22 protein-coding genes and 1 rRNA gene are annotated in these 23,018 nt (G+C 36.4%); 3 read left to right on the top strand and 20 right to left on the bottom strand.

The window, feature by feature from the left end:
• The 9 genes from N9R04_RS00005 to N9R04_RS00045 form a co-directional block, all read right to left on the bottom strand.
• A 16S ribosomal RNA gene (locus N9R04_RS00005) occupies positions 1–217 on the bottom strand; the annotation flags it as partial.
• A gap of 828 nt (positions 218–1,045) precedes the next feature.
• A complete protein-coding gene (salA, locus tag N9R04_RS00010) occupies positions 1,046–2,113 on the bottom strand; it encodes an iron-sulfur carrier protein/transcriptional regulator SalA (RefSeq protein ID WP_262853396.1) in 1,068 nt (355 codons plus the stop codon).
• Positions 2,114–2,268: 155 nt separating this feature from the next.
• Positions 2,269–2,724 (bottom strand): SepA family multidrug efflux transporter, encoded by a 456-nt coding sequence (locus N9R04_RS00015; RefSeq protein ID WP_262853398.1) that lies wholly within the window; start codon positions 2,722–2,724, stop codon positions 2,269–2,271.
• Positions 2,725–2,828: 104 nt separating this feature from the next.
• Complete coding sequence (gene sdrM, locus N9R04_RS00020) at positions 2,829–4,169, bottom strand: multidrug efflux MFS transporter SdrM (RefSeq protein ID WP_262853400.1); 1,341 nt, start codon at positions 4,167–4,169, stop codon at positions 2,829–2,831.
• The gene (locus N9R04_RS00025; protein WP_262853402.1) at positions 4,166–4,291 is read right to left on the bottom strand and encodes a hypothetical protein; all 126 of its coding nucleotides are present in this window, start codon (positions 4,289–4,291) and stop codon (positions 4,166–4,168) included. Before N9R04_RS00025 ends, sdrM begins: the two co-directional genes overlap by 4 nt.
• Positions 4,292–4,527: 236 nt before the next feature.
• Complete coding sequence (locus tag N9R04_RS00030; RefSeq protein WP_262853404.1) at positions 4,528–4,719, bottom strand: hypothetical protein; 192 nt, start codon at positions 4,717–4,719, stop codon at positions 4,528–4,530.
• A gap of 45 nt (positions 4,720–4,764) precedes the next feature.
• Positions 4,765–5,451, bottom strand: coding sequence for a PAQR family membrane homeostasis protein TrhA (gene trhA / locus N9R04_RS00035; protein WP_262853406.1), 687 nt, complete (start codon positions 5,449–5,451; stop codon positions 4,765–4,767).
• Positions 5,452–5,470: 19 nt separating this feature from the next.
• Complete coding sequence (locus N9R04_RS00040) at positions 5,471–6,676, bottom strand: UTP--glucose-1-phosphate uridylyltransferase (protein ID WP_262853408.1); 1,206 nt, start codon at positions 6,674–6,676, stop codon at positions 5,471–5,473.
• Positions 6,677–6,719: 43 nt separating this feature from the next.
• Positions 6,720–7,226 (bottom strand): metal-dependent hydrolase, encoded by a 507-nt coding sequence (locus tag N9R04_RS00045; protein ID WP_262853409.1) that lies wholly within the window; start codon positions 7,224–7,226, stop codon positions 6,720–6,722.
• 228 nt (positions 7,227–7,454) lie between these two features.
• Between N9R04_RS00045 and N9R04_RS00050 the strand changes: the two genes are divergently transcribed.
• Together N9R04_RS00050 and N9R04_RS00055 are read left to right on the top strand one after the other, a co-directional pair.
• Complete coding sequence (locus N9R04_RS00050) at positions 7,455–7,715, top strand: SunI/YnzG family protein (protein WP_262853410.1); 261 nt, start codon at positions 7,455–7,457, stop codon at positions 7,713–7,715.
• Between the two features lie 131 nt (positions 7,716–7,846).
• Positions 7,847–8,158 (top strand): heme oxygenase, encoded by a 312-nt coding sequence (locus N9R04_RS00055; protein WP_262853412.1) that lies wholly within the window; start codon positions 7,847–7,849, stop codon positions 8,156–8,158.
• A 263-nt stretch (positions 8,159–8,421) separates the two neighbouring features.
• Here the strand turns inward: N9R04_RS00055 and N9R04_RS00060 are convergent, their stop codons facing one another.
• From N9R04_RS00060 to N9R04_RS00070, 3 genes are all read right to left on the bottom strand, one after another.
• Positions 8,422–9,795: a YjiH family protein gene (locus N9R04_RS00060; protein ID WP_262853414.1), complete on the bottom strand. Its 1,374-nt coding sequence runs from the start codon at positions 9,793–9,795 to the stop codon at positions 8,422–8,424.
• A gap of 530 nt (positions 9,796–10,325) precedes the next feature.
• A complete protein-coding gene (locus N9R04_RS00065; protein WP_262853416.1) occupies positions 10,326–11,390 on the bottom strand; it encodes an alanine racemase in 1,065 nt (354 codons plus the stop codon).
• A gap of 3 nt (positions 11,391–11,393) precedes the next feature.
• The gene (locus N9R04_RS00070; protein WP_262853418.1) at positions 11,394–13,151 is read right to left on the bottom strand and encodes an IucA/IucC family protein; all 1,758 of its coding nucleotides are present in this window, start codon (positions 13,149–13,151) and stop codon (positions 11,394–11,396) included.
• Positions 13,152–13,379: 228 nt separating this feature from the next.
• Between N9R04_RS00070 and N9R04_RS00075 the strand changes: the two genes are divergently transcribed.
• Complete coding sequence (locus N9R04_RS00075; protein WP_262853419.1) at positions 13,380–15,347, top strand: IucA/IucC family protein; 1,968 nt, start codon at positions 13,380–13,382, stop codon at positions 15,345–15,347.
• A 107-nt stretch (positions 15,348–15,454) separates the two neighbouring features.
• Here N9R04_RS00075 and N9R04_RS00080 read toward each other — a convergent pair whose 3' ends face one another.
• The 8 genes from N9R04_RS00080 to N9R04_RS00115 all read right to left on the bottom strand — a co-directional run bounded on the left by N9R04_RS00080 (position 15,455) and on the right by N9R04_RS00115 (position 22,580).
• Entirely contained in the window at positions 15,455–15,589 is a 135-nt protein-coding gene (locus tag N9R04_RS00080) for a hypothetical protein (protein ID WP_262853421.1), read from the bottom strand.
• Between the two features lie 474 nt (positions 15,590–16,063).
• Entirely contained in the window at positions 16,064–16,570 is a 507-nt protein-coding gene (locus N9R04_RS00085; RefSeq protein ID WP_262853423.1) for an Asp23/Gls24 family envelope stress response protein, read from the bottom strand.
• A gap of 61 nt (positions 16,571–16,631) precedes the next feature.
• Entirely contained in the window at positions 16,632–16,874 is a 243-nt protein-coding gene (locus N9R04_RS00090; RefSeq protein WP_262853425.1) for a DUF2273 domain-containing protein, read from the bottom strand.
• 12 nt (positions 16,875–16,886) lie between these two features.
• Complete coding sequence (amaP, locus tag N9R04_RS00095; RefSeq protein WP_262853426.1) at positions 16,887–17,423, bottom strand: alkaline shock response membrane anchor protein AmaP; 537 nt, start codon at positions 17,421–17,423, stop codon at positions 16,887–16,889.
• A gap of 155 nt (positions 17,424–17,578) precedes the next feature.
• The gene (locus N9R04_RS00100; protein WP_262853428.1) at positions 17,579–19,159 is read right to left on the bottom strand and encodes a BCCT family transporter; all 1,581 of its coding nucleotides are present in this window, start codon (positions 19,157–19,159) and stop codon (positions 17,579–17,581) included.
• Between the two features lie 262 nt (positions 19,160–19,421).
• Positions 19,422–20,444: a zinc-binding alcohol dehydrogenase family protein gene (locus N9R04_RS00105; RefSeq protein ID WP_262853429.1), complete on the bottom strand. Its 1,023-nt coding sequence runs from the start codon at positions 20,442–20,444 to the stop codon at positions 19,422–19,424.
• Between the two features lie 176 nt (positions 20,445–20,620).
• Complete coding sequence (locus tag N9R04_RS00110; protein ID WP_262853430.1) at positions 20,621–21,634, bottom strand: NADP-dependent oxidoreductase; 1,014 nt, start codon at positions 21,632–21,634, stop codon at positions 20,621–20,623.
• A gap of 103 nt (positions 21,635–21,737) precedes the next feature.
• Positions 21,738–22,580 carry an alpha/beta hydrolase gene (locus N9R04_RS00115; protein WP_262853432.1) on the bottom strand — a complete coding sequence of 281 codons (843 nt, stop codon included), beginning with the start codon at positions 22,578–22,580 and terminating at the stop codon, positions 21,738–21,740.
• Positions 22,581–23,018: the final 438 nt, after the last annotated feature.

Below are 23,018 nucleotides of genomic sequence, written 5' to 3' on the forward strand. Positions count from 1 at the left end.
GCCGCCTTTCACTGTAGGACCATGCGGTCCCACATGTTATCCGGCATTAGCCCCGGTTTCCCGGAGTTATTCCAGTCTTATAGGTAGGTTACCCACGTGCTACTCACCCGTCCGCCGCTAACGTCGGGGGAGCAAGCTCCCCGTCTGTTCGCTCGACTTGCATGTATTAGGCACGCCGCCAGCGTTCATCCTGAGCCAGGATCAAACTCTCCATAAAAAGCGTTTGATTAGCTCGTAAATTGATTGCGTTATTACTAACATGTTGTGTTTATTGGAATTAACGTTGACATATTGTCATTTAGTTTTCAATGTTCATTTCAATCGCTAACTTATATTATCATTACTTTTACAGAATGTCAATATAAGCTTTAGAAAGTTAAAAGTTTTTAACATTACTTTTACAATAATAAATTATGTTAGTGAACTTTGCAAGTATAATTTTTACACTAATTTGCAATCCAATATTATAATTTATATATCTTTTTAGCGACTTTTATATAATATCAATGAAATACCTTGATGTCAATAATTAAATTTAACTTTTTTAACATCGCCTTATTTCAACTCACAAGAAGATATTGTAACACTTTTTCCTTATTTTGCAAGGGCCAATGTTAATTAATTTCAGTTCTATATTTCACTTTATACAAACATCTTTACTATTAAATAAAACTTTCCCTATCAATGACTTTTTACTCCGACATTGATTCTGTAATCAGTAAAAAAGGGAGCGGGACAGAAATCTAATTTGAATAAAAAGATTTCGTAGTCCCGCCCCGGCAAGGATGACTAGAATTGAAAAAAGCTTGATACAAGCGCGTTTTCAAATCAGTCATCTACTGCCGAGATGCTGAAAGAGGCTGAGACATTACATTATGTCCCAGCCTCTTTCTCTCTAGTCAAAGACCTTTATATCCCGCCTCCGGCTTCGCTTTTATAGGGCCGCCCCAACTCGCTGTGCTTGTTGAAACTGGTTTAACAGTTTCTCTTTGTTGGGGCCCCCTGCTCAAATCCTAAACGTTTTTGTCACGACCTCATAAAGTAATTAATCACTTGAAGTTTTTTCAATAATTCGTTGAGCCATATTTTTATATATTTTACCTAGGCGATCATCTGCTTGGTAAATAGATGGTGCAAAGTCATTAGGATCCCAAGATGGTTGCTCTAACGGAAGTTGGCCTAATAGTTCTGATTGTAACTCGTCAGCTAATTTCTCTCCCCCACCTTTACCAAACACGTACTCTTTATTTCCAGTTTCTTTACTTTCAAAATATGACATGTTTTCTATAACACCTAAAATCGAGTGTTCAGTATGCTTCGCCATAGCCCCAGCGCGAGCCGCTACAAACGCAGCAGTTGGGTGTGGTGTTGAAACGATGATTTCTTTACTAGAAGGTAACATCGTATGCACATCTAATGCTACATCTCCAGTGCCTGGAGGTAAGTCGAGAAGCAAGTAGTCAAGCTCACCCCATTTAACTTCTGTAAAGAAACTTGTCAGCATCTTTCCTAGCATAGGGCCACGCCAAATCACCGGGGCATTTTCTTCCACAAAAAACGCCATTGAGATAACTTTAACCCCGTGACGGTTAACTGGAACAATTTCTTTACCTTCAACAGCTGGCTTACCTTCGATACCCATCATATCTGGTACACTGAAGCCGTAAATATCAGCATCTACTAAACCTACTTTTTTACCTTCTCTTGCTAAAGAAACTGCTAAGTTTACCGCAACAGTAGATTTACCTACACCACCTTTACCGGATGCAATGGCTATAAATTCTACTGGATTATCTTTTGAAAGTAGCCCTTCAATAGTTTGCGGTTCATCCTTTTTCTTCCCAGTATACTTTTCAACTGTTTCAGGTGGTAATTCCTCAAAACGAATGCCTACTGTTTTTGCCCCATTATCTTTTAAGGCTTGCACTACCTTCATTTGTAAGTCTAACTGAGGTTGCCCTCCAAGCTGTGCCATTGCAAGTTTAACACTGACATGTTCTATCTCCTCTTTAATAGAGATATTGATAATCCCATCTGTTTCAGTTAGAGGAACATCTATAATAGGGTCTTTAATTTCCCCGACAATTTCACTCACTTTATCTTCAGTTAGCACTTTGCTTTCCCCCTCTTAAATGTATTTATCCTATGTATATTAACAAAGTTTGTTATTAATCTATCACACTCGTATTTAGTATATATGCTAAATACGAGATTAAAAAAAAGTTAGCTCATTCTTTAGCATTTAACACCCACAGTAGTAGCATTAATTTATTTTCTTCGATTGAGGTTTTCACTATCAGGGTAAAAGATCTCTTTACATATGTAGAGAAAACCTATGATAACAAGAACTACCCAAAAATCGATATGAATGTATTGGTAATGTACATGAATTACGAAGTAAAACATGATGGTCGTTAGCGAAAAAGATATTAAATGAAACGTACTCCCTCGCAAATATTCACTATCCGGAGCTTTCTTTCTAAAATAATCCATCAGTTGTTCAACTACAAATAATGTGAAATAACCTAATACGATATAACTACCATAGTAGAAAGAATTATCATAAAAGCTTTTATTATAAGTGAATTCAGCTAAATGTAAATAAATCAGAATACGGCTTAACCCGTACATACCTAATCCAAGAAATGCTAAAAAAATGCCACCTGATATTACAAAAATAGAGAGCATGATTAACGTTGAGAATAAATATTTAATATATTTCATTCAAAGTTAACCACCTCTCCATAATTTTTCGAAGATATTGCTTATTCTATTCTAACACCTAGTAATTATAGCTTAAATTCAAAAACCTTATTTTTCATAGTTTATTATGATCTAAAAATATTAGACTTTCTAAAGAAGAACGCCCAAATAATCATTAAAGCTAACAGAATAATGAGTGTAGCAATTATGATATTTTGTATGCTTAAATAGATAAACGGAATAGAGAGCGCATATATCGCCCCCATAACAGTAGAGCCAATAGAGTTGCCTAAACTTTTAGTTAAGGTATATAGGGACATCATCCGCTTCATGTTGTTAGGATCTGTTTCTTCTTGGGTTATCACACTATCTTTAGTATATATAGTACCGAAGCTCGCTCCCGCTAATAAGAAGCTGACCGCTATAAACAACGGTAGGTGTACTCCAACATAGATGCACACACCACAAATGAATAACGCTGTAAAAGCTGCTAAATATAAACCTTTGCGAGTGAGTTTAGCTTCAATTTTATCTAATGTAAAATTTAATGTAAGCCAAGCTAGTGAAATAGGAAATACTACGAAACCACTTTGTAGCGGTGTTAAACCCAGTTTGTCCTGCAGATATATAGGCATGTAAATATTATAACCCATCAGCATAATAGCGTATAAAAAGTCTGTTACAAATACTAATCCAATCATAGAATTAAATTCTTTAACGGGTATAAAAGGTCTTGCTACGTTGCTTTCTGCTTTAACTAATATGACTACTGTAATGATAGCCAACGCAATAGAGATTATAGTTAAATACGCTGGACCATGACCCATCAACGCTATGAGTAAGAAAAAGATAAATACGTAAAAAATGCTTAGTCCTTTAACGTCAAGTTTGTGATGTGAATTGTTAGCTTCGTTGTCGAAATGGAAGGTTATGAACACTAATATGATAGCTACGAGAGCGATGGGAATATTAACAAAAAATAGCCAATGCCAAGTTGCAAATTCTAGAATTGCTCCTCCAAGCAATGGTCCAATAATACTTGAGATACCCCAAACGCTGCCGACCACACCCATAATTTTATAACGCAAAGGAATTTCAAATGCGAGCTTAGGCACGATTTGACCTAAAGCCATCATAACTCCAGCGCCTAATCCTTGAATAAACCTCGATATAACTAAAAACCCGAAATCAGGACTCAAACCTGATAATAAACTTCCGACTAAAAACAGTGAAATTCCACTTATAGTAATATATATAATTCTTATCCTATCTAACAGTTCGCCTACAATGGGATTGGCTATAACGATAGCTATAAAATATATAGCAAATATCAATGAAATAGAATCTTTAACATTTAAATCATTGCGAATAGTCGGCAAGGCCAGAGAAACAATTGAAGTTTCTATTGCTGACATAAACATAATCAATACAAGCGCTGTTACTACTCCAATTGATTTGAGTTTCATAGAACACCTCCATAAATATTTAAATCGAGCACATAGTGAAGATGAGGAGACATAAAGATTCTTTGCTCTGGGCCACCGATTAACGGCGTACCAATAGCAGGATTGACGACAGAAACGCTCACGATTCGGGAGCGGGACAGAAATCTAATTTGAACAAAAAGATTTCGTAGTCCCGCCCCGGCAAGGATGACTAGAATTGAAAAAAGCCTGATACAAGCGCGTTTTCAAATCAGCCATCTACTGCCGAGATGTTGAGGGAGCGGGACAGAAATCTAATTTGAACAAAAAAGATTTCGTAGTCCCGCCCCGGCAAGGATGACTAGAATTGAAAAAAGCTTGATACAAGCGCATTTTCAAATCAGCCATCTACTGCCGAGATGTTGAAAAGGCTGGGATTTATGTCCCAGTTTCTCTTTGTTGGGGCCCCACCCCAACTCGCAGTGCTTGTAGAAACTGAATTATCAGTTTCTCTGTGTTGGGGCCCCACCCCAACTCGCAGTGCTTGTAGAAACTGAATTATCAGTTTCTCTTTGTTGGGGCCCCGGCCCAAATCCTCAACGTTTTTGTCCCGACCTCTGTTCAACACTAATCATTGTTAAATAAAATATACGATGGCTATCAAGTGAAACGCTGAAGCCATAACGATGAATAAATGCCAAATCATATGAAAGTATGCTCGTTCCTTTTGAGCATAAAACCAAGCGCCTATCGTATAGGCCAAACCACCTAACAAGATAAACAGCATAAATAATATAGAGGTATGCGAAATGATAAAGGGAACCAACAGTACTCCGATCCAACCCATAACGAGATAAATAACCATACTTAGCTTATGATTTACATGACTGACTAGTGATTTATAGAGTATCCCCCACAACGTCAGACTCCATAATATGATCATTACGAGCCAACCTAGCCAACCACCTACTACAACTAAACAAACAGGCGTGTAAGTGCCAGATATAGCGAGGTAAATCATACTATGATCTATAATTCGCATAATAAATTTATGGGATGAATCGTTAGCCATAGCATGATAGATAGTAGATGAAAGAAACATAAGAAAGAGGCTGATCACAAATACAGAAACACTAAACGACTGTAATATCCCTCCATTAATGTAACTGAGCACAGCAGCATAGGGTAATAGCAACAGCGTAATTAAAGCGGCCGCACCATGGGAGACAGTATTTCCTATTTCCTCCCCAAAAGAAAGGGGGATAATGTCTCTAAAAGTTGATCTAACTTTACTTTTCTGCACGCTCTTTCTCACTTCTTTCATACTTTCTCCACCTTTTCACTTATAATATTTCTTGTCTTTTTAAATCAGTTGTAGCAGTTTCTACACTATCTTTTCCTTCTTTATTTTTTAGCGGAGAAAATTCTTCCTCTCTCGGTACTTGTAACGTTATAAAACTATTCGCGTATCTGAATATATCGAAGTAAAAGAGCTCAAATTTCAACGTCGGCCTTTCGATTACACCAAAGTCCTCATCTAATTGTTTGAGATTCTTCACAGCTAAATGGAACGGTAGCGTTCTCTCCACTTCATTAAGTATAAATACTAATTTAAAAGCATGAATACCTATATTAGCATTCTTGAGTTGGTTAGCAACCGCTGCATCGAGTTCAGAGTACTCATACACAGTGTCTTTGTAATTGACGTTCACCAATCGTCCTACACTTTCTCCATCTTTAGGTAAGATAGATTTGGTTGTAACATCCTTACTGTGTTGATAAGCATACCCTGCGAATAACGGATCTAAAACCTTCACTAATACATTGTCTATATTATTGAAAAATAGGTATTCAACACCTAGTTCGTTCATTTGATCTAAGTAACCTGCTTCTTTAAGTGATTTAAACACACCACCGTTACCGTTTGGTGTTTCTAAAATATTATTTTGCTCGTCTAATACAAGTTTGCCATCTTCTGATAAAGCTACCATATTTTCTTGTTTGAAAATATGTATGTAAGCTGGATCATAGCCAAAATATTCTTTATCTTCTAGATATAATCGCGTTTGTCTGTCATTGATATCACTAGTCATAATGTACCAGTGAATTTTAGTACCTACTTCTTCTGATAGTTGAATCAGTTGGCGCGCTTGTAATTCAAACAAGCTCACTCCTTCGATTTCAAAAGTACCTTTAGGCCCTCTGTAGCCTAAACGCGTGCCCTGTCCGCCAGCGAGTAATACAACCGCGAACTTACCGTCTTTTATCGCACCTAGTCCGATATCTTCATAATTACGAATTTCTTCACCAGTAAGTTGATCTTTAGCTTCAAATTGAACCTCTGAAACATCAGCTACATCTTCAATCTTCTCCTGATTGACATACAATTCTTCGTACAATTGTTTAAGCTCTTCTAGATCAATTTCATCTACTTTTTCTTCTAAGCGTTCTTTTTCATTGGAACTCATAAGCTTTGCAAATTCAATTAAGTGACTTTGACCATATTTCTCTAACTCTTTCTTATCCACTTTCAAACTCTCCTTATCCATTCGTTCCTTTTAGAGTCATATACTTAATTATTTAAATTCGATTTTATTTTAACATATTAATAAATATCCCTTGCCAATATGAAGTAAACAAGAGGTACAATGAGCCTATCATAAGCGCAGTAGCTAGAGATAAATCTACTATTCCTCCAGTTTTAAAAGTCACTGGAAATTTAACATTTATCGGTAATGGGTACAATAATTTAACACCTCGAGGGGTTAGCATATCGAGAAAAATATGTGAACAAAGCCCAATTGTAATCGCTAAAAAGAAATCGATCGGAGTATTCAAAATGTGGAGTAACACCCCTATTAATATCACAAATAATAAGGAATGCGTTAGCGTTCTATGGCCAACTAATAAACTGAAGACAACACTTAAGAGTACTAAGCGTCGACCTATTTTACTTTTAGTGTGACAAATATCTGGAAAGATACTGCTTAGAGCTGATAGAGCTACGATCGTAATCGTTGCAAATACATCCTCTTGGTAATACGTAGCGACAGAAGCTCCGACTAGGATTCCTAATGAAAAGTGTGTCTTACCTGTCATATGAGAACTCCTTTGAGTAATAAATTCATTTTACCACATCACTACCTAAAAACGAACATACTTTCGTTTAAAGTCTATTAATTAACCTTTATTCATTATTTAAATACCGTTTTGATAGTATTTCTAAATAGTGTGAAATCTTTGTGTTATATCTCGTGATTTGCTTGAAACCGATTGCATATTCTTTTAACATGGAATTATAAAACGAATAAAGGATGTGTTCTATTTATGGCAATGACAGTTAAAAAAGATAATAATGAGGTTAAGATTCAATGGCGTGTAGCTGATATTAAAATTCCTACTAGTGATATTACTAACATTTCTCAAGATCAAAATATTCACGCTGTGCCAAAATTAGATGCTGACAAAGTTTCACGTATTGGTTCTACTTTCGGCAAAACAAATCGCGTTATTATTGACACTGACGACCATGAATACATTATTTACACACACAATGATCAAAAAGTATATAATGAATTGACCAAGTAATTGTTTAGACAATAGATGGTAACTTTAAAGGAGGGAGCGGGACAGAAATCTTTTTAGTCAAATTAGATTTCTGTCCCGCTCCCTGTTTTATGTAGCTATCAAACTCTAATCTAGTTAAAGGAGGATACGATATGTTTGTTGTAACTAATCGTCTACAAGTAAAAACGGGTTATGCTACAAAGATGGCACCCATGTTCACCAAAAATAACGGAATCAAAGAAATGAAAGGATTTATTCGAATAGAAGTGTGGAAGGTTCAAACTGACAATGATTATGAAGATTTATACGTCAATACGTGGTGGAAAAGTGAAGATGATTTCAAGGGATGGGTTAACAGTGATGCATTCAAAAATGCTCACCGTAAATCTAAACCTGACTCTGAAGAATCTCCTGTTCTCAGCAATGAAATTGTGAAAGCGGATGTACTAGAGCAGCTGAAGTAAACTGCATGATATTCTAATTTTAAGGTGCTTGCCACAATATATATAGTAAGACACTATAATAACTACTAAACACCTCTGTATAGTTCGAGTAAAGCCAGCACTCAGCCTGCTCACCCTAGAGATAATATCCTCAGACAAGCATGACTAAAAAGTGCTGGCTGAATTATGACGAAGCCATGTTAGTAACAACTTTAAATGTTAATGAGCTATATTCGTCAAGCTCCTACTGAAGAAGATATATCAACAGAAACTCCTTGTCTCATTTAACGGAAATAAAGATGAGCCATTAAAGAAATAATAGGTAAAGAGATAATTGTTCTGATTAGAAAGATAACAAACAATCTAAATATACTAACAGGTATCTTAGAACCTAGGATGACCCCACCAACTTCAGAAAGATAAATGAGTTGCGTTATACTTAACACCCCAACAGTAAATAAAGTGATCTGACTTTGTGCCCCATCGATTAAAATGGATGGTAGAAACATATCGGCAAAGCCAATCAACATCGTTTCTGAAGCATGAGAAGCTTCTGGGATGTGAAGCAATTCGAGGTAAGGTACAAAGGGTTTACCAATCCACTCGAATATAGGCGTGTAATTAGCAATAATCGTCGCAATTGTACCTATACTCATCACGATAGGTAATATTACGAACCACATATCTACAACCGTTTTCAGTCCAGATTTAAAGAAATTAACTAAGTTTGGCGCTTCAATCCCAGCGCGAGTTGCTTGGTCAAAACCATATTTCAGAGCATTTGTTCCTTTAGGTAAAGATTCGTGACGTTCATTCTCAGGAACATCCTTAGCATACTCATCAGGAACCTTATTTAGTGGCCATATTCTGGGTAAGATCACCGCACAAACTAAACATGAAACGATTGCCGCAAAATAAAAGTAAAAGAAATGTGCTTGCATATGTACAGTCTTAGCAATGACTATAGCAAATGTTAAAGATACTACACTAAAAGTAGTTGAGATAACAGTAGCCTCTCTCCTAGAGTAAATACCTCTACCATACTGGGTGCTAGTGATGAGCACTCCTACCGTACCATCCCCAATAAATGAAGCCAAATTATCTACGGTGGATCGACCTGGCAATGTGAATAATGGACGCATGATCGGACGAAATATCGGCCCTAATAATTCTAGCAATCCATATTCCATCAATAACGGTAAAAATAAGGCAGCAAGGAAAAATACAGAGACTAACGTCGGTAATAAACTGTTGAAGACTAACCCGCCGGTGTCCTCAGAATAGATTATTTCTCCACCCACTTTTAAATATACTAGCCATGAAAAGATAACTGCTATTATACGCAGGAGTAGCCAAATCCATTTAACGTTAAACCCATCATTTATGAGCGTTCCAGGTTTGAGTTTACTTTTTAAAAACGTCGAACAAACCACCGATAGTACACCTGAAACCGTAATGATGGTTAAGAGAAGGAGAGGCATTGCATTACCGATTAATTCCTTAAGGCAGTTAGCTAAGTACGCCACAGGTAATGAAGTTTGTTTCTCTCCATCCATCGTCACGTTAATTGGAACGAGGAATAATATAATGCCGAGAATTGACATGGTTATAAATTTAATACGACCTTTGCGTACCTGTTTCTTACTATAACTTTTCAATAAGTTCACCCCTTAAGTATGTAGAAAAGATAAGTGAGTTACTTTATTGGTGAAATTCAGAGTTCCATCAGTCATTAATCATAATATTAAAAATATGAGTATTGACACTATAAACTTTTAACTCAATTAAAAACTTTTAACTACATTTAATTGTGTACTTATTTACTTACTGTATACGATATGAAGACTTTATTCAACAAATGATTAAATATAATTCCTCTTTAACCAAAGAAGTGTTTTAATATACTGTTATTAAAGTGCGTTAATTAGGCGATTGAGCGAATTTAATCTTTTATCTAAAACTTTTACGCTATCTTAATTAAATATACTACTCAACTTATAAAGATGAAAACTTTATAAGCTTTACAACTAAAAAACAGGAGCAAGACCGAAACCAAACGAATTTCATCATCTTGCTCCCTGGTAATAATTAAGCTATTACGAAGTGCTATCTAAAGTAATTAGGTGTGGACCATAGTTCACGATAAGCTACCCTATAACTCTATCTCAATCATTAGAAGTTAAGCTCTCTAATTTAGACTAGTACAGGATCGATGGTTTAAGTGCTGATTGATCGCCTCTATACCGCTATCCTCCACATACACCTTCTTTAAATGATGTGAAAACATCGTGTGACTCAGTGCAGAGTACCCTAAACCAAACTGAATGTCATCCCCTAGTTGATAGCAATCTTGTGCTTTTAAATCTACCATTAATTGATCACTGGTTGCACCAACTATAGTAATGTCGTCATTTAATGGGGCTAGCTCATCAATCGTTGTATCTAAACGACCAATATCTAGTATAGCTTGTAAGTATTTTTCATTAGAGTTAATATTTATTCGTGGTTTTATTTCAATTATCTCAGCTTTGAGTGTAATACAGTTTTGATATAAGGAAGCGATTTTACCTTCTGTCGTAGTTTCGATGCCTCTAAACAGACTTTCACCAATTCTTAGTTCATTGATGCGCTCTAAATCTCGATACATCAACAAAGGAAGCATGCTTGAGTTACCCCCAGAGATAAGACGAAAACGATACTGAGTATCTGATTCAACCGCTTCTATCAGATCAGTCATCATCTTCACGTCATTTTCATCAGGTGCGATATCACTTAAACACATGAAGTTAAAAGCTAAGCCCTGTAGGTTAATATAATGCATATTTATTATTTCTCTAACATAATTGATTAGGTCGTAAGTCAGCACGCCTTCTCTGCCATCTTTCCAATCAACCATTAGTAGAATTTGATGTTTAACTCCTTGCTTTCTAGCTATTTCATTAATTTCTCGAATTGTAGCCAGTTCAGTTTGTATGCTCATAGTGCACTTTTGCACGAGTAGTTCAAGATCATCTTGACTCGTAGCGCGCAACATTGTAAATGAATTCTCTGTTTCATCATAGCGGCTTATATTGTCTATTCGTGATTCTGCAAAATGTGTTAAACCTATCTCATTGAGCTTACTCACAATTCGTGAGTCACTCGCTACACATTTTAATACAGGAGTAAAATGGATATGATGACGCGCCAGTGTCTTCCCTATTACTAAAGCGTTATATTGTATTTTAGATAGATTTATTTCAACGTGAGCCAACTATTACACCTCTTTTCTAATAGGATTGTCGAGGTCGATGACTTTATATTTTTTCACTCGCTGTTCCATTCTCATACGTAGTAGAGATTTCACTGTGATTGTCTGTCCAAATAAATACGCTCTTAAAGCTTGGGCATGAGGCCGTGAGTCATCAATAGCTTGATCAATTGTTTCTTGTACGATTCGATACAACTTTCTCTCATCTATATAGTCATATTGAGCAAGATGATGAATGAGCTCGCCAAACTGATTTTGAATAATTGCGTGTTGAAACTTTTGAATAACTTCTTTAATATCATGCGCTATTAAGCTCTGGTTGTTTAATTTAACATCTCTCACTACTTTGCTAAGTGAAGTTAAATCAATGCGCGCCCCACCTATATCTCTAATTAAAAATCCCATTTCATAATTCGGGCCTAACTGAACTACAGTATTTTGCATATGAGCTTCAAGTGCTACCCCATAGCGTTGAATATAGGCGATAAGAGGTCTAATTAATTGTTGGGCATATGTCTGAATGAAGTGCTCCACACTTCTCTGACATACACCATCTCCTACCCACTCTAAATAGCTTTCTAAAATATTTCGATTGTCGATAGGGTTAATATTAACAAGACTGGCACTAACAAGCGCTATCCCTTGTTGATTAAACGACGGTTTTTGTCTAATTATACAAGCTAGCTGTCGCTCGTCATCATCTTTGGTAACAGCGTGTATACCGTATGGTTCTTTAGCTATTTGAAAGTTAGGATAGCTATGCGCCAATTCTTGTAATTGATAACTCAAACGTGGACCATCCATCGTGGTCGCTGCTCCTACTGTTCTCACGGCACTAGTCATTTGTATATTGACAGGAAGTTTCACATGATACGGACGGTCTATGAGGGACATCGTTCTAAATGCTAAAGTAGCTTTACTATCAATTGTAAACGGCGTGGGAATTAATTTACACTGATCCATCCATGAAATAAATCTTTTCACGATGATGTTATGATATTGCCACGGGTGCACAAATATGACAAAGTAATCCTCTAAATCTTTATTTAAAGGCTCTATAAAGGCTCTTAATTTATAACGATAGTCAGGAATAACATATTTAAGTATAAATTGCTCATCACTTCTCATACTAGAAGCGTGTGCCACATCTTTACGTATAAGCATGATATTTAACGGGATAACCCTTTCAAATTCAGGAGCATACCTTTTAATGTCCTGTTCACTTAGAGAAAGCTTAGTCTTAGATAATGGATGGGTAGGATGACCTTCAAAGCCAAGGCTTTCACTATAAGTTAACGTATCTAAACTATTCGTATGTTGCATGTGGTGTAACCAGCCAATAAAGTTTAAAGCCATCGGTAAGCGCGCATACTTCATTGTTGCTTGTATCGTAGATTTACGACTTTCAAATTGACGATAAGTCATAACGAAACCATCCCGACTCGAAATGAGCTCGTCATATAAGTCTTTAGCAATGTTTAGATCGAAGCGTGTACGCAGTACCTCGAGCAGTTCTTCACAATTGTCGATCACTGTTTCTTGATGACCTCGACGATATTTTATCTTTCCAGAAAAGGTATATCGCGCTAATGCTCCTTTATATTTCACTCTAATTTGTAAGATGTGTGCTCGGTATTGTATATTTATGTAATGGTTATTTTCAGTTATCAATGTTGATTCGTGAAAGAGTTGCTCTTTGATTAAACTATTTATTATGCGATATTGCTCGCTCAAATCTCCCTGGGTCCATATCATATCCTCCATGTTCACTACCTCCTTCCATCTTTTTTAAAAAAGCGCACTCATTTAATAGTGGACGAGTTATAAATTCTCTAAATTAAGTGCTTTCCTCCACCGTTTCTATAATTAATATTGTTATTATAAAAGATAAGCAAAGGTCAGTTTAATTCAATTGATAATAATTATCAATTACTAATAAGCTTTATTATACAAAGATTATATAAATTTGTAAAATAATCATTGAGGTGCTTTATGAATAATAAAATTAAATTAGATAACGAAGAACTAACTTTAACTCCAACTGAACAAGAAGCGCATAACTATTTATCACATGTATCGTCTAGCTGGTTACGTTATTTTACTCAATCTATAATGGTAGCTAGAGACAAGATTACTCAGAGGATCATAGCCTCAGTATATCGTGAGAACATCGTTGGTACCTATTATCACAGCAAGATTATACCGCTAGATGATTGCCCTAGACAATTAAAATCTTATTTAACAAGTGACTTGCTCCTCGCTCTACCTTTTGAAAGAAGCAAGGTCACACTATATGCCAATATTACTAGTACTCATGCATTCGACCGCATAGAAGTGCAAGGTCCTTTTTACACTATAAATCATTTAAAGCACTTTCGTCGTGTGAAACATTCAGCGGAAATATTAACTTACATACTTACAGAGCATCCAGACTATAAAAATACAGCTAGCGATCAATTTGAGTCAGATCTGGAGAACAGTACAACCAATTTAGCTTTAAGTCTAAGCTATAGCCTCTGGAAAGCCGATCGTGATAGTCGATCAATGTATGAAAAAATTGCAGATTCAACAGATCCTTTTTTAACATCAGAGCAAAGTGTAATTGAAGGGCATCCATTGCACCCTGGTGCTAAATTACGCAAAGGCATGTCCATAGCTGATACTATTCGCTACTCCTCAGAGTTTAGTCAGCCTATTCACCTAAAGTTCATGTTGATGAGTAAAGACAAAGTGAAATTGCAAACTATTGGTAACTCTTACAACGCGAATATCTTGCGCTCCTTCCCCCAATTGGAAGCTTCCATCATAGATCGCTTTGGAGAGGATATATTAGATGACTATGTTGTCTTGGCGATGCATCCTTGGCAGTATCAATACGCGTTAGAACAGGATCTGAAGTTACTCGTTCCTGAAGTAGATTATATACTAATAAATTATAGCCCTACGTATTACTCGGGTTTATCTTTCAGAACACTAATGCCTATGCAACCATCTTTAGAGCCGCATATTAAACTACCAGTCAATGTTCATATTACAGGGGAGATACGTACGCTGTCAGAACAAACGACGTTTAACGGTCCATTAGTGACTGAAATGCTACGAAATATAATGAATAACGATTCCTTATTCTCATCTGCTAAATTTAACATATTAGATGAATTTGCAGGAGCTCATTATTTTGATACGCAGCTTACAGGTGAAATACAAACGAGAAGAAGCGAAGAATTAGGCACGTTGTATCGAACTAATGTTTATCAGTTACTAGATGCTCCGTCTGATAGCTTGCCAGTTATCAGCTCTAGCTTAGTTATTTCAAGTATAGGCGATAAGACTCCTCTCATCATATCTTTATTGAAGCAATATCAAACGTCTCAGAATAGTGAAATAGAACGTAGCACAATCATTACATGGTTTGAAAAGTATGCCCGTCTTCTGCTTTCGGTAACTTTATCTCTATATGTTAAGTACGGTATTTCAATGGAAGCTCATTTACAAAATACGATCGCTGTATTTAACAAGGATGGAGAAATTAAAAAAATTATTATTCGAGATTTTGAAGGATTACGCATTGATTCTCAACAACTCGATGTAATGGGGCATTCTACAGACCATTTTCATGATAAGTCACTTATACTCTGTTCAGACCCTACTACCGTATTTAATAAAATGTTTTATTCGACGATACAGAACCATTTAGGTGAACTTGTATTAACTTTAAGCAAATATGATGAAGATCCCACCCTGGAACACCACTTGTGGTCAACTATACGTATACTAATAGACGAACAAATAACACGCATTGGTTCTACTATGCCTGAACAACAACAGCGCATAGAGGATATCAAATCTATTATTTTTGCACATACTATCGACTATAAATGTGTCACTGCCATGCGTTTAATAGACGAAGCAGATGATTACATTTATCGAAAAGTAGAGAACCCGCTGAGTGATTCATGAGTCAAAGAGAGCAATCTAATCAACTGTCATATCGCCTACCGGAAAACTAGTGGTCGGACGAAAGCTTGTATGCTTTGATCAGAACCGAATGATGAGCAAAAATTGTTTTACAAATTTTGTCGCATCGTGAGCGTTTCTGCCGACAACTTTGTATTTGGGACGCCGTTCATCGGTTTCTCTCTGTTGGGAGCGGGACAGAAATCTAATTTGAATAAAAAGATTTCGTAGTCCCGCCCCGGCAAGGATGACTAGAATTGAAAAAAGCTTGATACAAGCGCATTTTCAAATCAGTCATCTACTGCCAAGATACTGAAAAAGGCTGAGACATTACATTATGTCCCAGCCTCTTTCTCTCTAGTCAAAGACCTTTATGTTCCAGCCTCTTTCGTCTCTTCTAATCAATACCAATAAACTACATTATCGAGACAACTTACGCATAATTTAGGATATGCTCAATTAATATAGTTAGCGGAAAATTCTTCATAGCATCAATAAATAAGGAATACGTAACGTTGTGCTAATTCACATATCATTAAAACAAAGGGAGCGGGACAGAAATCTAATTTGAATAAAATGATTTCGTAGTCCCGCCCCGGCAAAGATGACTAGAATTGAAAAAAGCTTGATACAAGCGCGTTTTCAAATCAGTCATTCCGAGATGTTGAAGAGGCTGAGACATTACATTATGTCCCAGCCTCAAAGTAATGCATTAAGAATTATTGTAATCCTTTTTCTTCATTGTTGTTGCGTTGGTTTTTTTCATTTTTTTGTGCCCATTCTTTTTTAGTCATAACGTCATCAACTTGCATGTTAACTTCTACCACTTCTAAGCCAGTGATGTAGTTAATTTGTTCTTTAACGATATCTGTAACTTTTTTGAAGATTTTTGGTGCAGATTCACCGTATTCTAAGATAACACGTAAATCTACCGCAGCTTGTTTTTCGCCAACTTCAACACTCACGCCTTGAGTAACGTTGTTTCCGCTACCGAATGAGTTGGAAATATTGTCTACGAAGCCGCCTTTCATTTCTAAGATACCTTTAACTTCGCGAGCTGCAATACCAGCAATTTTCTCTACCACTTCATCAGAGAAAGTAAGTTTGTTGTTAAATTGTTGCTCTTGTTGTTCTTCATTACGTTCTTGGCGTTGTTCTCTTTCTTTTTCATTTACTCCAGATTGATTGTTATAAGCTTGTTTCGCTTTGTTGTTATCTACTGCCATAACACATTCTCCTTTTCGTTTTAAAGTAATTTAAATTTTTATCGAATAATTTCTTTTATCTCTAGCTCCATCGATTTAAAAAATTCATAAAGTCTTGCTTACGGTCTTTTATATACCCGATTCCTATTCCGATCAAACATAATAATACAATTAAAATAGTCTTCCAGAAACCGAGTGTTAAGAATAATATCGCTATGATTAAAAATGCGAGAAATCCAACTACACGCCACTGATAAGCTTTTACGAAATCAATAACTTGTTGAAGTGAATCTTGATCATGTTGATTATTATTGTTATTAGCCATATTAACCCTCCCTTACAACACGCGTTGACCTGAGGCTTTTTGATCTCTAACATTTACCTCTAGTTTTTTAACTGGAATTTCAGCAAAATGCTCGACGTTTTCTTTGATATCGTTTCTAATTTGTTCAGTTAATTGTTTTACTTGTACATCACCAGGCACAAAGAAATCTGCCTTAAGTGTGATGTAAGAGTTGTTCTTCTTGTTAAACAATTTAGCTACTACATTAGGCTGTCTAACTTGATCATATTTTACAACTGTATCGTAAGCTGTTTTTTCAACTGCTCGACGTGATACGTAAATATGACCGTCTTCATAATCTTTATACAATCCAGGTTTGCGATACGTAGGTTTAAACAAGCTAAACACAAGAATTAGACCGATAAGTATTAAAAAGGCTGATAAACCGATAAGTAAAGGTTCAAACCAATTAAACTGGTAGAAGTAATCTTGATATTGAGTAATTCGAGAATCCTTAATATACATAAAGAGCAAGAACCCGACGATTACTACTATCAATAGGCCTAATATAAAATTTTTAAGTCGTTTCACCTCGTATGACACCTCCTATATGATAGTTTAAATGTTCTCTTGATATGGTCTAAATACCCTAATTTTAACATTAAAAACATTCTTATTAATTTTTTTAGTGAAATCCTTACGTAAGATTAAATTTTTTGTAAAAATATATTTCTACAATATCTTTATTACTTTTCTTCTTGTGATGTTCTAACTTCGTCTTCTAATTGGGATTTGCGATAGTGTAAGACTTTATAATCTTCCCCGAGTATCTTCTGATGTGTTCGTGGTTTTTCATCAGCTAAAGCTTTAAATAATCCCCATATCATAAAGATAATGACGAGTGAGAATGGTAACGCGGCAATGATCAATAAATTTTGTATCGATTGCGTACCGCCTGTGTAGATCATTATTATAGCGAATAGCGCTAGAATGACACCCCAACTTACCTTTACGAACGAGCTTGGATTGATATCGCCTTTTGAACTCAACATTCCTAAGACATACGTAGCAGAGTCCGCAGAAGTTACAAAGAATATCATAATGACGACGAGTGTGACTATACTTAAAACAAAACCGAGTGGGAAATGCTCAAGTGTTGCAAACGTAGCTGTTTCTGTAGCTTGCTTTGCGATATTAGCAATATGATTTTCTTGTAAATAGATAGCAGTCGCTCCAAATACAGCGAAGAATAAGAAACAAACTAGCGCAGGCACGAAAAGCACGCCGAGTATAAACTCCTTGATCGTACGTCCTCTAGATACGCGGGCAATAAATATTCCGACGAATGGCGCCCAAGAAATCCACCATGCCCAGTAGAAAATAGTCCAGTTTTGCATCCATTTGAATTTCTCTCCACCGCTTTGCGGAATACGTAAACTCATATTAAAGAAGTTTGCAATATAGTCACCTAATGAATTTGTAAACGTATTGAGAATAGTGAGTGTCGGTCCTACTATAAAAAGAACTACTAACACAGCGAAAGCAAGTATCATATTAATATTACTTAAGTTCTTAATCCCTTTATCAATTCCAGACCAAGCAGACCATGTAAAGAGTACGGTAGCAATAACTATGATGACTACTTGCATGCCGAAGTTAGATGGCAATTTGAATAGAAAATGTAAGCCTTCGTTAATCTGTAAGGCTCCAAAACCTAAAGTTGCTGCAACACCAGTAACTGTAGCAATAATAGCTAAGACATCAACAGCACCTCCAAAAGGGCCTTTCATCAGACGTTGACCAAATACGGGTACTAAGGTAGCACTAACTAAGCCTGGATAACCTTTGTGAAAGTTAAAGTAAGCGAAGACCAGCGCAACTATTCCATATACAGCCCAAGCGTGTACACCCCAATGGAAAAAGGCGAATTGCATCGCGTCGTTAATCGCACTTTGTGTGCCAGCCTTGTGGATAGGCGTCATCTTAAATGCGTGACTTATCGGTTCAGCAGTAGTCCAAAAGACTAAACCGATACCCATGCCCGCACTAAACAGCATAGCAAACCACGATTTGAGCGAGAATTCAGGGTCTTCTCCTTCTTCCCCTAGCGTGATAGATGAGAATCTTGAGAATAGTAGATAGACACAGATAACGAGTATAGCGAGTACAAGTAATAGGTAATACCATCCAAAGTTAACCGCTATAAAGTTAGTAATCTTTTGAGTTGTTGTTTCAAGTCGCTTGGGTAATATAGCTCCGTAAACAACGAAGGCTGAACATATAGCTAAAGCAACCCAAAAGACAATAGTCAATTTGTTCCTCTTCATAATTTAATAACACTCCTTAGGTTCGATGTAACTCTCATACCCTCTTACAAGCGGCCTAATCGTATTTAGGACGGTTAATATGCTTTTTAAATTATTACTACTCACTATATTTAACGTTTAATACTTAATACATTACCTACATAATGTCTTCTCAACACAAATAATCCCAGGCGTGCATTTCAACATGGCTCCTGGGATTACTGTAGGCTCTTACTAATATAGCAACTAAGAGATTAATGACTCGCTCTGTGCATGATACAATTTAGTCTTCTTCACTTTCTAGATTGATAACCAGTTTTCCAATCATTTGATTAGATTCTAGTTTTTGATGTGCTGTATATAAATTTTCAGCTGACAAACCGTCAAGCACTTCATTGACAGTTGGTTGGTAAAGTCCTCGCTCTACTTTTTCAGTTACATCGGTGAGATAACGATGATGTTGTATGATATCCTCAGCCTGATGTATTAAGCGAGAATACATGTACTCGTGAGTCAATGTGATACTTTTAGATTTGAGTAAATTTAAATCTTGCTTATCGTTGAAGGCAACGATCGTTGCAATCGTTCCTCGTACTTTAGTTAATTCAATCATCGTCTCATAGTACATATCACTGTTAAAAGTACAAAAAGTATAATCTACTTCATTTAACTCATGTTGACGGAACTCTTCAGCTAGGTCATTATTATGGTCCAGCACAAGGTCAGCCCCCATTTGGTAAGACCATTCTTTAGTCTCTTCTCGAGAGGCAGTAGTAATTACGTTGAGACCGTAACCTTTAGCAATTTGCGTTGCAATACTTCCAACTCCGCCTGAGCCGTTAATGATGAGCAAGGTCTTCGTCTTGTTCTCTTCAGGTTTATCAGAAATCTTAAACACATCAAATAAGGTTTCAGAGGCTGTTAAAGCCGTTAACGGAAGACTCGCCGCTTCATTGTAACTTAAGTTTGATGGTTTACGCGCTACTACGCGTTCATCAACCAGTTGGAAAGTCTCATTGGACCCTGGATATTCGGGAGATCCGGAATAATAAACTTCATCGCCTAAGTTGAAAAGTTCTACCTCGTCACCCATCGCTTCCACTATTCCAACTGCGTCGAAACCTAAGACTCTAGGTGCTTCTGATGGCTCAGTTTGGCGAATCTTAGTATCGACGGGATTGACACTAATCGCTTTAATCTTTACGAGCAATTCTCTATTTTTTGGTGTAGGCTTTTCTTTATCAAATTCATAAAAATAATTTCCGTCCTCAAGTTTAAAAGCTCCATCAGCACCTATTGCTTTCATTGACTAGACCTCCTATTCACTCTTATCAGCAACTTTGGGGCTGGGACATAATGTAATGTCTCAGCCTTTTCAACATCTTGGCAGTAGATGACTGATTTGAAAATGCGCTTGTATCAAGCTTTTTTCAATTCTAGTCATCCTTGCCGGGGCGGGACTACGAAATCTTTTTATTCAAATTAGATTTCTGTTCCGCTCCCAACTTTGACAACTTGTTTACCAAAGTTGTCCCCTGTAAATAGCTTTCTAAATGCTTTTGGTAAATTCTCAAATCCCTCTTCAATAGACGTCTTCGTTTTAATTTGACCTGATTGAACCCAGCTCGCAAGTTCCTTAGCTGCTCGAGGGAAATCCTCTAAATAATTATGCACTACAAACCCTTTCATTAAAGCTTGATTTTTGATCAGCATGGGTTGAATCCGCGGGCCTATATCTACTTCTGTATTATTATAGTTTGAAATTGAACCACAAACTGGAATTCGTGCGAAAGTATTAAGATGTTTGAAGACCTCGTCAGCTATATCGCCACCTACATTCTCATAATAAACATCAATACCATTTGGGACAGCTTTCTTTAATTGCTCAGAGAAATCGCCTGCTTTGTAATCTACCGCTGCATCAAATCCTAACTCGTTAACTAAATAGGCAGTCTTCTCCTTACCACCTGCTATGCCAACGACTTTAGCTCCTTTAATCTTTGCGATTTGTCCTACAACTGAACCTACAGCTCCAGAAGCTGCAGAAACTACAACAGTTTCATCGGGTTGAGGTTGTCCAATTTTTAATAAGCCATGATATGCAGTTTGCCCTGGCATTCCGAGCACGCTTAAGTATAAATAAGATGGTACATCTAACTTAGGAACCACTTGCACTGCATCTTGAGGCACCACCATTTCTTTCTTCCATGGTAAGATACCAGTGACTATATCACCTTTTTGAATATTGTCTCCTTTAGATTCAAGCACTTCGGCTACAATATGACCTTGAATCGGTTTATTCAACTCATATGGTTGAACATATGAGTCACTATCGCTCATACGTCCTCTCATATAGGGATCGACAGAAATGTATAGTGATTTCAGCTTAACTTCACCTTCAGTTAGTGAAGCAACCTCTACTTTTTCTAATTTGAAAGTCTGCTCATCAGGCATACCTTTAGGTCTATTTGCGAGTATTAATTGTTCAGTTTGCATAGTATTCCTCCTTTTAATAATTTAATACCCGTTATACTTATTTTAGAAAAGTGTCCCCTGGATTAATTAATTTAATTTAAATATTGTCGCAATAATTAATATGTTATTCGTCCCACAAAAACGCATTAATTTTGCTGGCTACCTTGTCACTATCATGAAGGGCGCTATGGTCTCCCTCTTCGCCGGAAACCTTATATGTTTCATACTGAGACACTACCGAGCCTAAAATATATTTAAGAGATAGTGAAGATACATTGCTAACCCGGCCATCTGAGTTTGTCCCATCATCTAAATCACCGTAAATATTTAATATTTTTATACCTTTATTCTTATAATTATCTCTCATAGGTACTATGTGCTTAAATTCACGCGTCATATGCTTAGGTTTACCATTTTTATCTATACTATTCGCATTTACTTTATCATTTATATTTAATATACCGTTGAAGGTTCCGGCAATATTAACTTGCTTATTAAGCTGTGGTAGGTGTTTATCATTTCCGTAATTTAACATGTAATAGCTAAATGACAAGTTCCCCATAGAGTGCATAACCATGTTGAATTTATCAAATTTCTGCTCGTCGTATACTTTTTCTATAGCGTGCTTAACCCACAATGCATTAGTATCTAAATCTCCATTTTGGTTATCCTCAAGTTTAATAACTACTATTGGAGACGGGTTATATTTGTCAATACGCCCTTTTAAATGAACACGTCCTTTAGCATCTACATCAGCGTAAACAATAGGATGGTTGTGCGCTTTGTTAGCAGCATGAGTGAGAAATTGAGTTGAATTCACTGTCCCTTTATAACCATGCAGGTAAAAGGTCGGAACGATTTGCTCTTTAGTATAGGATTGTTTCTTCTTTAAAAGATCTCGACTATTACATGATACTAAAGTGATTACTAAAGCTGTAATTAATAGTATCAATAGATATTTCTTCATTAATACGCTCCTCATATAATAAGTTATCCTGCTATGAAAAGATATTTCTATCCTTTAAAGCATGTACTCTAGATGATATAAGCAAGGCTGGGACATAATGCTCTTTGACTAGAGAGAAAGAGGCTGGGACATAATACTCTTTGACTAGAGAGAAAGAGGCTGAAACATAATGTAATGTCCCAGGCCCTTTCAGCATCTTGGCAGTAGATGACTGATTTGAAAATGCGCTTGTATCAAGCTTTTTTTAATTCTAGTCATCCTTGCCGGGGCGGGATTACGAAATCTTTTTGTTCAAATTAGATTTCTGTCCCGCTCCCACTAAAACGATCATATTTTTTATTGTTAAATTACCTCTAAAGTCAGAGTGTTACCCGTGATATTTCGTGAACACTGGGCAAAGATGTTGCTAATTGCGAACTGCACTAACCTAGGTATTGG

The organism is Staphylococcus marylandisciuri (assembly GCF_025519785.1).
Taxonomy (GTDB): domain Bacteria; phylum Bacillota; class Bacilli; order Staphylococcales; family Staphylococcaceae; genus Staphylococcus; species Staphylococcus marylandisciuri.

What these genes read in the sequence shown, in the direction of transcription:
- N9R04_RS00115 (WP_262853432.1), bottom strand. Translation starts at nt 22,580, where the DNA reads ATGAAGAAATATCTATTGATACTATTAATTACAGCTTTAGTAATCACT.
- N9R04_RS00040 (WP_262853408.1), bottom strand. Translation starts at nt 6,676, where the DNA reads ATGGATAAGGAGAGTTTGAAAGTGGATAAGAAAGAGTTAGAGAAATAT.
- N9R04_RS00045 (WP_262853409.1), bottom strand. Translation starts at nt 7,226, where the DNA reads ATGACAGGTAAGACACACTTTTCATTAGGAATCCTAGTCGGAGCTTCT.
- N9R04_RS00090 (WP_262853425.1), bottom strand. Translation starts at nt 16,874, where the DNA reads ATGGCTAATAACAATAATAATCAACATGATCAAGATTCACTTCAACAA.
- N9R04_RS00015 (WP_262853398.1), bottom strand. Translation starts at nt 2,724, where the DNA reads ATGAAATATATTAAATATTTATTCTCAACGTTAATCATGCTCTCTATT.
- N9R04_RS00085 (WP_262853423.1), bottom strand. Translation starts at nt 16,570, where the DNA reads ATGGCAGTAGATAACAACAAAGCGAAACAAGCTTATAACAATCAATCT.
- sdrM (WP_262853400.1), bottom strand. Translation starts at nt 4,169, where the DNA reads ATGAAACTCAAATCAATTGGAGTAGTAACAGCGCTTGTATTGATTATG.
- N9R04_RS00070 (WP_262853418.1), bottom strand. Translation starts at nt 13,151, where the DNA reads ATGGAGGATATGATATGGACCCAGGGAGATTTGAGCGAGCAATATCGC.
- N9R04_RS00110 (WP_262853430.1), bottom strand. Translation starts at nt 21,634, where the DNA reads ATGCAAACTGAACAATTAATACTCGCAAATAGACCTAAAGGTATGCCT.
- trhA (WP_262853406.1), bottom strand. Translation starts at nt 5,451, where the DNA reads ATGAAAGAAGTGAGAAAGAGCGTGCAGAAAAGTAAAGTTAGATCAACT.
- N9R04_RS00055 (WP_262853412.1), top strand. Translation starts at nt 7,847, where the DNA reads ATGTTTGTTGTAACTAATCGTCTACAAGTAAAAACGGGTTATGCTACA.
- N9R04_RS00100 (WP_262853428.1), bottom strand. Translation starts at nt 19,159, where the DNA reads ATGAAGAGGAACAAATTGACTATTGTCTTTTGGGTTGCTTTAGCTATA.
- N9R04_RS00105 (WP_262853429.1), bottom strand. Translation starts at nt 20,444, where the DNA reads ATGAAAGCAATAGGTGCTGATGGAGCTTTTAAACTTGAGGACGGAAAT.
- N9R04_RS00075 (WP_262853419.1), top strand. Translation starts at nt 13,380, where the DNA reads ATGAATAATAAAATTAAATTAGATAACGAAGAACTAACTTTAACTCCA.
- N9R04_RS00050 (WP_262853410.1), top strand. Translation starts at nt 7,455, where the DNA reads ATGGCAATGACAGTTAAAAAAGATAATAATGAGGTTAAGATTCAATGG.